Here is a 12,181-nt window from a genome sequence, read left to right as displayed (position 1 = left end):
ATTACCCGCTCTCGTAACCCTGAAAACAAAAAAGACGAGGAGGTTCCCTCGTCTTAAAGAGCCAGAACCATTAGCTTTTCTTTATGCCCTTTTAATTGTCTATGAAATTGTTGCATTGCTGGTTTCACGAATTATCTGCACTTTATTTTTTATGTACTCAGCATTTTCAGTTAATTCTATTCTTGTAACCGAGGCCAGAATACCATCAACTACTTCACACATATTAAGAATTTTCTTTTGATCAAATGAATTTAAATAGAACTCACTTAATAAATTATCATATTCTTTATATAGCTTTAAGAACAATGAGTTCGGTGTCAAAAGTTGATTATCACGAATAACCGCGCCAGTAACTTTCACTCCGTTAGAATTCTTTAAAAGTCTGGTTTTACTACTGTTAACTTGAAGCTGATAACTATTTATCAACTTGATAATGTCTCTTTTTGTTCCTTTGCTAATGAATCGCGGAGAGGAAAAAGTAAGATCATCATAGTAACAAGAGAAGTTCATGTTCTTTGAAATCGAAATGTTATTTAACTGTTCAAACAACTCAAGATAACTTAAATAACTGAGGTAAGGGCTGGTTGGAAATCCTTGAGGAAGATTGTCAGGTCTACTTGTTTCTGAATTACTTACAGTAGTGAGTAATGTACATATTTTCGCTACATCAATAGACATATTCATTTTATATCTAAAAAACCTATAGACAAAATCCGAATTCGTAGAGGGAAAAAAATCTTTTATGTCTATTAAGCAAAAATAGGTATTATTTTTATGAACTTTGGCATTCATTATGTAGTCACGATTTTTAATGCCACCAAAAACATAATCACCTGCTCCAATTGGATAGAGGAGCAATAACATTCTTTTTAGTATTTGTTTATAACAATAAGAAGGGTTATGCAGTAATCTTTTCTTGCCATTGATTTCAACAACAAAAGCATCAACTGAAAAATTCTCTCTTACAGCTCTCAATTTATTGGCATCTATATTTAATAGCCTTGCTAGTTTTGCTTTACTTTGCACACTATACAGATTGGAATTTTTATAATTCATCTTTTAGAGCCCTCATATCATAAAATGTGTAGGAGCTAATGAGTTTAATAATGTATACACTGAATTCGTGTACATTCATAAAAAACAAGGAAAGTCCGTATGAAAGCACCGCAATTAAATGTGCAAGCACTTTTAGCCCAGTGGCGACAAGCGTCACCCATGTCAAGCTGCTATACAGCAACTTCACTTTTGAGTTCTTCCTTTTCCTCTCAACACGATCCATACGAGTTTTTTGATTCATACAGGATTGCTCCCTTCTAAAAATGTAGGAAGTTAAAAACTTCCCCTCTGCTCACATCTTTAGAAAACGAGGAAATGGATCGAATTAGCTCCTACAATTTTAAACCTCTGCTCGGTCAGGAACACAAAACCAAGGTTAGGCGATTGCAACACAACGAACACCCCTCGAAGATTCTCGAGGTATTCAACATAATAATCATTAAGGTAACTCGCTTTACAATCACATCACGCCAAAATAAGGCAACTATATTGTGCAGAGATATTCCTCTTTTCGACTCGCACCTTAATTTTAACCTCTCGACACCAACATCACAAGTAAAGACCAATAACAAACAAACTATAAACATGAAAAAGAAAAGCGACCACCAAATGGTGATCGCACGGCTCGTTTGTCTGTAGAGCCGAAGACTCCTACGGGAATAGCAAGCAAAAGAAGACCCAGCAGCGACAAAGTCGCGATGCGGCTTCTTGCTTGCCCCGAGGAAAGCGAAGGCTCTAAAAGACAAACGCTGCAAATATTTATTTACTGAAAATCAATCTTCGTCTTGCGTCAACAAATCGTAAATCGCTTTCCATGCCTCGTCTTTTCCTTCTGCCGTCTCCGCCGAGAATGCGACGAACCGGTCAGTCGATTCAAACTGAAGCTTGCGTTTGACGGCCGCCTCATGTTTTTGACGTTGCGCCTTCTTGATTTTATCGAGTTTCGTCGCCACGACGATGACCGGAATCTCGTAATGCTTCAAGAAGTTGTACATCGTCACGTCGTCACTTGATGGCTCATGACGGATATCGACCAACAGGACGACGCCGCGAAGCGCACTCTGTGACGTCAAATATTGCTCCATCATGACGCCCCACTTCTCGCGCTCCGTCTTTGAGACTTTCGCGTAGCCATAGCCCGGCACGTCGACGAACATGATTTCATCGTTGATGTTGAAGAAGTTCAGCGTCTGCGTCTTCCCTGGCTTCGAAGACGTCCGTGCGAGTGCTTTGCGCTGACAAATCTTGTTGATGAACGACGATTTCCCGACGTTCGAACGTCCAGCGAGTGCGACTTCCGGCAACTCGTGAATCGGATAATGGTCCGGTGCGACGGCACTCGTGACAAATTCTGCTTTAGTGATTTTCATTATTTAATTTCCTCCAAATGCTACTTCTAATACTTGATCGAGCGTCGTGACCGGGACGAACGTCAATTTCTCACGGACGGTGTCTTGGATGTCATCGATGTCCCGCTCGTTGTCTTTCGGGATGACGATGGTCGTCAAACCGGCGCGGTGTGCGGCGAGCGCTTTCTCTTTCAATCCACCGATTGGCAGGACGCGGCCTCGGAGCGTGATCTCTCCGGTCATCCCGATATCACGGCGGACTTTCTTACCGGTCAATGCCGAGATGAGCGCCGTCGCGATGGTGATGCCGGCCGATGGACCGTCTTTCGGAACGGCACCTTCCGGGACGTGGATATGCACGTCTTGGCGCTCGTAGAACGTCGGGTCAATCCCGAACCGTTCCGCGTTCGAACGGACATAGCTATACGCCGTCTGCGCCGACTCTTGCATGACGTCACCGAGTTTACCGGTCAACTGGAGCTTGCCCTTGCCAGGTGCGAGCGCCACTTCGATCGTGAGCGTGTCGCCTCCGAACGCCGTGTAGGCGAGTCCAGTGACGGCTCCGATCGAGTCTTCCGTCTCGCCTTTGCCGTAGCGGTACTTCGGTTTCCCGAGGTAGTCACCGAGACTCTTCAACGAGACGGTGACGCGTTTCTTCTCGCCAATCGCGATTTGCTTCGCCGCTTTCCGGCAAAGCGAACCGATGACGCGTTCTAAGTTACGGACGCCGGCCTCACGCGTGTAACGGCGGACGACCTCGTAAAGCGCGTCTTCTTTGATCGTGAGCTGGCTCTTTTTCAAGCCGTGCTCTTTATATTGTTTCGGCACCAAGTGACGTTTGGCGATCTCGACTTTCTCGAGTTCCGTGTAGCCGCCGATTTGGATGAGTTCCATCCGGTCGAGCAGCGGCGCCGGAATTTGCGAGACGTCGTTCGCGGTCGCGATGAAGAGCACGTTCGATAAGTCGAACGGTTCCTCGATATAGTGGTCCGAGAACGAGACGTTCTGTTCCGGGTCGAGCACTTCGAGCATGGCCGACGCCGGGTCGCCCCGGAAGTCTGACGCCATCTTGTCGATCTCGTCGAGCAAGAAGACCGGGTTTTTGCTTTCAGCCTGCTTCAAGCCGCGGATGATACGGCCTGGCATCGCCCCGATGTACGTGCGACGGTGTCCTCGAATCTCAGCTTCATCGCGCACCCCGCCGAGCGAGACGCGGACGAAGTGACGTTCAAGCGCCGACGCGATCGACCGGGCGAGCGACGTCTTCCCGACCCCTGGAGGTCCGGCGAGACAAAGGATCGGTCCACGGAGCGAGTTCGTCAATTGGCGGACGGCCAAGTACTCGAGGATTCGATCTTTCACCGACTCGAGGCCGTAGTGGTCGTCGTCTAGGACGTCGGCCGCATGCTTGACGTCGAGTTTATCTTCCGTCTCGATGCCCCATGGGAGCGAAGCGATCCAGTCGAGATAGTTGCGGATGACCGCGTACTCCGGTGACGTCGCCGGGACGACGTTCAACCGCTCGGCTTCGCGCATGACGTTTTTCCGTGTCGTCTCAGGCAAGTCGAGCGCCTCGAGCTTCTCACGGAGACGATTCGGTTCAGACTCTTGCGACTGGTCGCCGAGCTCTTGCTGAATCGTTTTCATCTGTTCGCGCAAATAATACTCTTTCTGCGCCTGCTCAATCGTCTTTTTCGTCCGTTCGCGCAACTCTTGCTCCAGCTCGATGATCTCGACTTCATGCGTCATGATCTCGAGCAGTTCGAGCCCGCGTTTGACCGCATCGGCTTCTTCGAGCATCGCTTGGCGAATGTCGACGTCGACATCAAGTTTCGAAGAGATATAATCGGTCAACGACTCGAGTCGCTCATACATCTCAAAGCGGCGCCGTTCGTCCGGAGACAACCCTTTGATCGTCCCGACGAGTTTGCCGAACTGTTCTTTCAATAGGCGTACGAGTGCAGTCCGTTCGACTTCTTCCCCTTCGACGAGGTCAAGCGTCTCGACGTCGGCGAACCAGCCTTCCTTCGTCTCTTCAATCGAGTTGATCTTGACGCGCTCTTTCCCGACAAGACGAACACGGACCGTCTCGTTCGACAGCTCGCTCATCTTGGCGATATGGACGCGTGTCCCAATCGCATATAAGTCTTCCGGTTCAGGTGATTCTTTGCCTGTTTCTTTTTGTGTCACGACAATCAAATCTGTCTCGTGTTCCTTTGCGGCAAGGAGTGCCCGCAGGGAGAGCGGACGCCCTACGTCGATCGTCACGCCGATGAGCGGATACACGACGACTCCACGCAAAGGAAGGATAGGTAACTGTTCCATTACAACGCCTCCTGTGCAAAAAGGCCCAAAACTCGGATGTGCCGAGTGTTTGAGCCTTTTTCGTTAAAAATTATGCTGTCTCTTTATTGTCGCCTGTCTGTTCGACAGTACCATCGCGAAGCACGTATTTCGGACCGGCAAGACCCGTAATCGTTTCATCCGTGATGATGACTTTCTCGATATCGTCGCGCGATGGGACAGTGAACATCACATCGAGCATCATTTCTTCGATAATCGAGCGGAGACCGCGTGCGCCTGTCTTACGTTTGATCGCAAGCTTGGCGATTTCAACCAATGCCTCGTCTGTGAACGTGAGTTCGACATCGTCGAGTTCGAGCATTTTCTCGTACTGACGAACGAGGGCGTTCTTCGGCTTCGTCAAGATCTCGACGAGTGCTTCCTCGTCAAGCGTCGTGAGCGTCGCCATGACCGGTAGACGACCAATGAACTCCGGAATCAATCCGAATTTCTGAAGGTCTTCCGGAAGTGCGCGGGCGAGCAAGTCTTCTTGCGTCATCTCGCGGTTTTCTTGGTCGTTCCCAAATCCGATAACTTTTTTCCCGATACGGCGTTTGACGACCGCTTCGATGCCAGCGAACGCGCCGCCGACGATGAACAAGATGTTCGTTGTATCGATTTGGATGAACTCTTGATGCGGATGCTTCCGTCCACCTTGCGGCGGTACGCTTGCGACCGTACCTTCCAAGATTTTGAGAAGTGCTTGTTGGACACCTTCACCAGATACGTCACGCGTGATCGATGGGTTTTCCGACTTACGGGCAATCTTATCGATCTCATCGATATAGATGATCCCTTTTTCAGCCTTCTCGACATCGTAGTCCGCCGATTGGATCAGCTTGAGCAAGATGTTCTCGACGTCTTCCCCGACGTAACCGGCTTCCGTCAAGCTCGTCGCATCCGCAATTGCGAATGGGACGTTCAGGACGCGAGCCATCGTTTGAGCGAGAAGCGTCTTACCGCTACCAGTTGGTCCAATCATGACGATGTTCGATTTCGAAAGTTCGACATCATCAGAACGGCCACCGGCGTTGATGCGTTTATAGTGGTTGTAGACGGCTACCGAAAGCGCACGTTTCGCTCGGTCTTGACCGATGACATACTCGTCTAAGATGTTACGAATCTCTTGTGGTTTTGGAATGTCTTTGAATTCTACTTCTTCTTCGACACCGAGCTCTTCCTCAACGATTTCATTGCAAAGCTCGATACATTCGTCACAAATGTATACGCCAGGACCGGCGACTAGTTTACGGACTTGTTCTTGCGATTTCCCGCAAAACGAGCATTTAAGTTGTCCCTTTTCCTCGTTAAATTTGAACATTCGGTACACCCCTTCTGAATGAAAATGGATGTAAGTGCGATAAATCGCCTATTTGTATTTTCAGGTGCAAAGCACTCTCGAAAAAACATTTACATCTCTGCGTTGCAATAATTGTAGCATGAACAAATCACTTCATCAAAGATAAACACATGCAAAGTGTCGTGACGAAAAAAAGGACGACTGCTGAGCAGCCGTCCTTCTGTCATCCGATTACTTCGCTTTCCCGTTTTCAACGAGAACGTCGATCGCTTTACGGAATTTGAGGTCACCTTTAAGTGTCTCGATTCCGCCTTGTGGCGCGAGCATTGTACGGAGTTGATCCGGTGCAATGTTGTAAAGTTTAGACATTTCTTCGAGTTCTTTCTCAGCATCTTCGTCAGACACTTCGATCGCTTCTTTCTCAGCGATTGCTTTCAAGACGAGACGAGCTTTAACGCGCTCTTCAGCTTGCTCTTTCATCTCTTCGCGCATCGCTTCTTCAGAAGTACCAGTGAGTTCGAAGTACATGTTGAGGTCGATTCCTTGTGAAGAAACACGTGTGCCGAACTCTTGAACCATGCGGTCTACTTCTTGGTCAACGAGTACTGCAGGTACGTCGATTGTTGCGTTAGCTGTTGCTTGCTCGACGAGTTGGTCGCGCATTGTGCCTTCCGCTTCTTGTTTCTTCGCAGTTTCTAAGCGCTCACGGATTTTCGCTTTCAACTCGTCGAGTGATGAAACTGACTCGTCGATGTCTTTTGCGAACTCGTCGTCGAGCTCAGGAACTTGCTTCGCTTTGACTTCGTGAAGTTTGACTTTGAATGTCGCTGGTTTACCCGCCAAGTTGTCAGCGTGGTACTCTTCAGGGAATGTTACTTCAACGTCTTTTTCTTCACCAGCCGTCATGCCGACCATTTGCTCTTCGAATCCAGGGATGAATTGGCCTGAACCGATTTCGAGTGTGTAGTTTTCAGCCGTGCCGCCTTCGAATTGCTCTCCGTCAGCGAAACCTGCGAAATCAAAGACAGCTGTATCGCCGTTTTCGATTGCGCCTTCTTTGACAGCAAGCTCTGCGCCTTGCTGTTGAAGCGCGTCAAGTTCAGCTGTAACTTCTTCGTCAGTGACTGTTGTTTCAACAGCTTCGTACTCGAGACCTTTGTATTCGCCAAGCTCAGCTTCTGGCTCAACAACGAACGTTACTTTGAACGTTACAGGTTGACCTTTTTCGAGCGTGCCGTCTACATCGATGTTTTCGAGAGCGATTGGTTCGAAACCAGCTTCTTCGACCGCACCTTGAACTGTGTCACGGTAGAGGATATCGAGCGCATCTTGATAGAGTGCTTCTTCTCCGTACATTTTGTTGAACATTGGGCGTGGCAATTTCCCTTTACGGAAGCCAGGCACGTTCAAAGTTTTGACGACATCTTTGAATGCGGCGTCAACTGCTTTATCAAAAGCTTCTGCAGGTGCTTCGTACGTGAGTACGCCTTGGCTCCCTGATGTTTTTTCCCATTTTGCTGTCATGCTAAGTCCCTCCAACAATTCGTTTATACGTACAAAAATGTACAACAATCCGTATTATAGCATAAATCCGACGACTGCACACAAGGATTTAGTCTAGAAACGCCTCGGTGAAACGCATGTCCGCCTCAAGAATTTCGGCGGCGAGGCCGTCCGTTTCCTCATGTTGCAGGATGGCCGTTTTCGCTTGAACAATCGCCGTCTCCACGGCAGACGCTTCCTCAGGCGTGAACGGGTAGTGCGTATACATGTAGTTCATGAGCAGCTGCGTCGCGATCTCGTCACCATATACCGCTCGCTGCAACCCGTTGACCATCGTCTCCCACGCTTCCGTGTGGATTTTCGCTTCGTCATGCGTCAATCGGTGCCGCGTCCCGAGGTCGGTCCATTCGATGACCGGCAGCTCGTCGAACGCCTTTTGGAGCACGATCAACTTCATCAACTTCGGCCGTTCCGCGACGAGAAGCTCTTTCAAGACGTTGTCGAGGACGTCATCGATATTGAAATGGACGTGTTCGAGCGTCTCGATTTGTTCGCCGATCCCGCCCCGGTTAAGGATTCGCTTCACTTTGGCGATCGCGGCCGGGAACTCGGTCAACTTCAGCACTTGGAGCACTTGGTGTGCTTGCGTGTTGACGTGATCGGTCTTTTCTTGCCACTCAAGATACAGGTTGATCCAATGGGCCGCCTCGAACGGTTGGTCACGCATGATGTAATACTGGGCGATTTGAAGCCCGCCGGCTGCAGGTTCTTCTGCCACCGTCATCTGTGTCGTGACGAGCTCTTCGAGTTTCTCGAGCGTCTCCGGTTCTTCCGGTCGTTCCATCAGACATTGGAATATTTCCATGAAAATAAATGGATCGCCGGGCACTGCCTCGTACCAATCCCACAGAATCGGTTCGACCCGTTGCCGTTCCCCGGCCGCGTCTGCCTCTTGAATCATCTTCTGAAGCCGCGCCCAGTTCCCTGGAAACGGGTACGCTTGCTCTTTTGCCATCTCCCCACACCCTTTCCATTCATCTCCATCTTCCTTTAGGAATCGATTCGTTGTCAATCAATACCCCGAAAAACGAAAAAAGAGACAACCTCCGTGGAGGCTATCTCTATTTTAAATGGAAGTGTCCCAAGAGGGATTCGAACCCCCGACCGACGCCTTAGCTTACCACCATGGCTTTCGCCACCAACATGTGTTGTTTGTAGTCTGGACTATATCTTCACCATTTCAGGTGCGACACGTGTAGTCTCTACGGAACCTCACGAGCAAACTGCTCCTTCAATGGCTCTACCTCTAAAGGATGACCTTTAGTCCTTCGAACCACCTTGTCCCCGAAAGGAAATAAGTTTCCTCGGTATTACCATCAGCATCATCTGTTAAGGCTTCACCGATATAGTGTCGTCCACTCTATAGGTTTCTGTTTCCCTATAAAGGCTCCTATTTGTCTTGAAGGGCGTTGCTCTATCCAGCTGAGCTATTGGGACATTGACAAGAAAACTATAATAGAAAAATGGTTTGCTGTCAATTCCTTCTTTTCATTCCGTCACAGCTTTCCGCTCACATCGAGATCTTCGACGGCCGAACCGTCCTCTGACCGATAAAAGCGGACCGTTGCCTGTCCGTTCTCGAGATCCATCAGTACATACGTCTTGTCACTCCGTCCGCGCGGCATGCGAATCGAACCCGGGTTCACGTAAAGCACCCCGTCCTCAATCACAGCTCCGGCGACGTGCGAGTGGCCGAACAAGACGACGTTCGCCCCGACCTCTTCAGCCCGGTAACGTAACCGGTTCAAGTCGTACTTCACGTCGTGGTGATGGCCGTGGACGATGAGAATCGTCCCTTCAGCCGTCTCCTCGATTCGCTCGAGCGGAAGGTCGCCGCCGAAGTCGCAATTACCGCGCACCGTACGATACGGGAGCAGATGTTCATCGACGAGCGCGAGCTGGGAATCCCCACAATGGAACGCGTCATCGATTTCTTGTTCGTGCCGGTTGAAGATGATCGATAGTTCTTCTGTCAATCCGTGACTGTCACTGACTACGAGAAAACGCATACAGGTCACCCCTCCATAAACGGAATAATTTCTGCCTCTAACTTTCGTAGTGCTTGACCGCGGTGAATGACCGCCGCCTTTTCGTCGCGTTCAAGTTCTGCTGCCGTCTTGTGAAGTGACGGAACGATGAAGAGCGGGTCGTAACCGAAACCGTTCTCCCCGTGAGGCGCGTAGCCGATCGTCCCTTCGATCGTGCCGCGTACCGTCAGTGTCTCCCCTGTTGGTTTGGCGAGACAGAGGGCACAGATGAAGCGAGCCGTTCGGTCGGTCGCTCCGTTCAACTTCTCGAGAAGAAGCGCGTTGTTCGCTTCATCCGACTTCTCCGGTCCGGCGAAACGGGCCGAATGGACACCGGGTGCCCCGTCGAGCGCATCGACTTCGAGTCCAGAGTCATCTGCGAGGACGGCGTGGCCGAAATAGCGGGCCGCCTCCGTCGCCTTCAACTCGGCGTTCGCTTCAAACGTCGTCCCGGTCTCGTCCGTCTCTGGTGCGTCCGGATAATCTAGAAGTGATTCGACTTCGAATCCGAGCGGCGTGAGCATCCCTTCGATTTCTGCGACTTTTCCTTTATTGCGTGTTGCGACGATCAGTTTCATGTTGTTTCCTCCAATTGTTCCCCGACATACCACCACGAGGCACCGAGCGCGTCTTCGGCCGCTTTGAACAGCGTCTCGATTCCGCTTTGGGCCATGTGGAGCATCTCGTTCATCTCGAGCAACGTGAACGTCGCTTCTTCCCCTGTCCCTTGCACTTCGACGAAACGTCCGCTCGCCGTCATGACGACGTTCATGTCGACCTCGGCCGCGGCATCTTCTTCGTAGTTCAAGTCGAGGAGCAATTCGTCGGTCCGTCCGACCGAGATGGCAGCGACGCCTTCTTTGATCGGCGTGTCGTCGAGCTTGCCTTGCCGGATGAGCGCGTCGACCGCGAGGACGAGCGCGCAGAAGCCGCCTGTGATCGAGGCCGTGCGGGTGCCCCCGTCGGCTTGGATGACGTCACAGTCGATCCAAATCGTCCGTTCACCGAGCCGTTCTAAATCGACGACCGAACGGAGCGACCGCGAAATCAACCGTTGAATCTCCATCGTCCGGCCCGACTGTTTGCCGCGGACCGATTCGCGGACCGTTCGGTTGCCGGTCGCACGCGGAAGCATGGCATACTCAGCGTTGATCCAGCCTTGCTTCTTGCCGCGCAAGAAGTTCGGGACGCGTTCTTCGACGGTCGCCGTGCAGATGACTTTCGTGTCCCCGATCGAGATGAGGACCGACCCTTCCGCATGTTTATTCACATGGGGAACGATCTCGACGGGCCGGAGCTCGTCATGTTGTCTTTCGTTACGCATCGACACCGGACACCTCTACTTTCTCCGCTCTCACGGGTTGACCGAGCCATTCTGTCGCCAAACGGTCAAAGATGACGACATCCCCGGTCGCATAAAACTGGTGCACCGGGACCGAATCCAAATCGTTCTCGAGCTCTTTAAAGTCAAGGATGGCCGCTACTTCGAGCGCCGTCTCGTCACCGGACGAGATCAAATGGACGTCAGGTCCGACGACGTCTTGAATGACCGGTGCGAGCAGCGGATAGTGCGTACAGCCGAGGATGAGCGTGTCCATCTCGGAAGACTGAAGCGGACGAATCGTCTCAGCGACGATGTCGCGGACGCGCTCTCCATCGAGTTCGCCGGCTTCGACGAGCGGGACGAACGGCGGACAGGCGAGCGAATATACATCGATCTCGCCGGCCACGTGTCGGAGTGCCGTCTCGTATGAGTTGCTTTCAATCGTCATCTTCGTTCCGATGACGCCGATATGTTTATTGCGCGTTCCTTTGACGGCCGCCCGTGCCCCCGGGTCGATGACACCGATGACCGGGATATTGAGGCGTTTGCGCGCTTCTTTCAAGACGACCGCTGTCGCCGTGTTGCAGGCGATGACGATCATCTTCACGTTCTTACTTAACAGGAACTCGATCAGTTCCCACGTATAGGCTTCAATCTCATCGTGCGGGCGCGGGCCATACGGGCACCGTTCCGTGTCGCCGATATAAATTATTTCTTCTTTCGGTAGTTGGCGCATCAGTTCTTTGACCACAGTCAAGCCGCCAACTCCTGAATCGAGTACTCCAATCGCTCGTTTCATGATCATCACTTCCATTCCCATCTATCTTACCAAAAAAGCCGATTCTGAAAAAGAAACGGTCTCGTGACAAACAAAAAAGACGAGGTAGCCGATTGGCCGCCTCGTCCGTCGCTCAATTACTGAGCAAGACCTTCGCTTGTGAGCATGTCAGAAAGCGTGTTAACCGCTTCTTCTGCATCGTCACCAGCTGCAGTGATTTTGATTGTAGAATCTTTTGCGATTCCGAGTGAAAGTACACCCATGATCGACTTGAGGTTTACTGTCTTACCGTTGTACTCAAGGTTGATATCTGATTGGAATTTAGAAGCTGTGTTTACCAACTGTGTAGCTGGACGAGCGTGAATTCCTGAATCTGCAACGACTGTGAACGTTTTTTCCATGACGTGAGGTCTCCCTTCAAATTTCAATTCTACAGGCGAA

At 50.6% G+C, this 12,181-nt stretch carries 11 protein-coding genes; all 11 read right to left on the bottom strand.

Annotation, left to right across the window (positions count from 1 at the left end; genetic code table 11):
* Positions 1 to 99: 99 nt before the first annotated feature.
* Positions 100 to 1,056, bottom strand: a complete 957-nt coding sequence (locus tag KNP06_RS02720; RefSeq protein WP_214710477.1) for a reverse transcriptase family protein — start codon at positions 1,054 to 1,056, stop codon at positions 100 to 102.
* A gap of 773 nt (positions 1,057 to 1,829) precedes the next feature.
* Positions 1,830 to 2,426, bottom strand: a complete 597-nt coding sequence (yihA, locus tag KNP06_RS02715) for a ribosome biogenesis GTP-binding protein YihA/YsxC (protein WP_214708077.1) — start codon at positions 2,424 to 2,426, stop codon at positions 1,830 to 1,832.
* A 3-nt stretch (positions 2,427 to 2,429) separates the two neighbouring features.
* Positions 2,430 to 4,730, bottom strand: a complete 2,301-nt coding sequence (lon, locus tag KNP06_RS02710) for an endopeptidase La (protein WP_034776810.1) — start codon at positions 4,728 to 4,730, stop codon at positions 2,430 to 2,432.
* A gap of 70 nt (positions 4,731 to 4,800) precedes the next feature.
* Positions 4,801 to 6,069: an ATP-dependent protease ATP-binding subunit ClpX gene (gene clpX, locus KNP06_RS02705; protein WP_034776808.1), complete on the bottom strand. Its 1,269-nt coding sequence runs from the start codon at positions 6,067 to 6,069 to the stop codon at positions 4,801 to 4,803.
* A 210-nt stretch (positions 6,070 to 6,279) separates the two neighbouring features.
* The gene (tig, locus tag KNP06_RS02700) at positions 6,280 to 7,572 is read right to left on the bottom strand and encodes a trigger factor (RefSeq protein WP_034776805.1); all 1,293 of its coding nucleotides are present in this window, start codon (positions 7,570 to 7,572) and stop codon (positions 6,280 to 6,282) included.
* 88 nt (positions 7,573 to 7,660) lie between these two features.
* Positions 7,661 to 8,566 carry a hypothetical protein gene (locus KNP06_RS02695; protein WP_214710476.1) on the bottom strand — a complete coding sequence of 302 codons (906 nt, stop codon included), beginning with the start codon at positions 8,564 to 8,566 and terminating at the stop codon, positions 7,661 to 7,663.
* Between the two features lie 541 nt (positions 8,567 to 9,107).
* On the bottom strand, positions 9,108 to 9,620 hold the full coding sequence (locus KNP06_RS02690; protein ID WP_034776800.1) for a metallophosphoesterase family protein: 513 nt from the start codon (positions 9,618 to 9,620) through the stop codon (positions 9,108 to 9,110).
* 5 nt (positions 9,621 to 9,625) lie between these two features.
* Positions 9,626 to 10,216 (bottom strand): XTP/dITP diphosphatase, encoded by a 591-nt coding sequence (locus KNP06_RS02685; RefSeq protein ID WP_214710475.1) that lies wholly within the window; start codon positions 10,214 to 10,216, stop codon positions 9,626 to 9,628.
* Entirely contained in the window at positions 10,213 to 10,962 is a 750-nt protein-coding gene (gene rph / locus KNP06_RS02680; protein WP_034776797.1) for a ribonuclease PH, read from the bottom strand. The genes KNP06_RS02685 and rph overlap by 4 nt, the downstream gene beginning before the upstream one ends.
* The gene (gene racE / locus KNP06_RS02675) at positions 10,955 to 11,761 is read right to left on the bottom strand and encodes a glutamate racemase (RefSeq protein ID WP_285800852.1); all 807 of its coding nucleotides are present in this window, start codon (positions 11,759 to 11,761) and stop codon (positions 10,955 to 10,957) included. The genes rph and racE overlap by 8 nt, the downstream gene beginning before the upstream one ends.
* A 116-nt stretch (positions 11,762 to 11,877) precedes the next feature.
* On the bottom strand, positions 11,878 to 12,141 hold the full coding sequence (locus KNP06_RS02670) for a phosphocarrier protein HPr (protein WP_021066838.1): 264 nt from the start codon (positions 12,139 to 12,141) through the stop codon (positions 11,878 to 11,880).
* Between the last annotated feature and the right edge of the window lie 40 nt (positions 12,142 to 12,181).

The organism is Exiguobacterium sp. s21 (assembly GCF_018617975.1).
Lineage (GTDB): Bacteria > Bacillota > Bacilli > Exiguobacteriales > Exiguobacteriaceae > Exiguobacterium > Exiguobacterium mexicanum_A.
This window is presented reverse-complemented; position numbering and strand designations above follow the sequence as displayed.

Coding starts and splice junctions, on each gene's coding strand:
- KNP06_RS02690 (WP_034776800.1), bottom strand. CDS start 9,620: ATGCGTTTTCTCGTAGTCAGTGACAGTCACGGATTGACAGAAGAACTA.
- KNP06_RS02695 (WP_214710476.1), bottom strand. CDS start 8,566: ATGGCAAAAGAGCAAGCGTACCCGTTTCCAGGGAACTGGGCGCGGCTT.
- KNP06_RS02685 (WP_214710475.1), bottom strand. CDS start 10,216: ATGAAACTGATCGTCGCAACACGCAATAAAGGAAAAGTCGCAGAAATC.
- clpX (WP_034776808.1), bottom strand. CDS start 6,069: ATGTTCAAATTTAACGAGGAAAAGGGACAACTTAAATGCTCGTTTTGC.
- KNP06_RS02670 (WP_021066838.1), bottom strand. CDS start 12,141: ATGGAAAAAACGTTCACAGTCGTTGCAGATTCAGGAATTCACGCTCGT.
- racE (WP_285800852.1), bottom strand. CDS start 11,761: ATGAAACGAGCGATTGGAGTACTCGATTCAGGAGTTGGCGGCTTGACT.
- rph (WP_034776797.1), bottom strand. CDS start 10,962: ATGCGTAACGAAAGACAACATGACGAGCTCCGGCCCGTCGAGATCGTT.
- tig (WP_034776805.1), bottom strand. CDS start 7,572: ATGACAGCAAAATGGGAAAAAACATCAGGGAGCCAAGGCGTACTCACG.
- lon (WP_034776810.1), bottom strand. CDS start 4,730: ATGGAACAGTTACCTATCCTTCCTTTGCGTGGAGTCGTCGTGTATCCG.
- yihA (WP_214708077.1), bottom strand. CDS start 2,426: ATGAAAATCACTAAAGCAGAATTTGTCACGAGTGCCGTCGCACCGGAC.
- KNP06_RS02720 (WP_214710477.1), bottom strand. CDS start 1,056: ATGAATTATAAAAATTCCAATCTGTATAGTGTGCAAAGTAAAGCAAAA.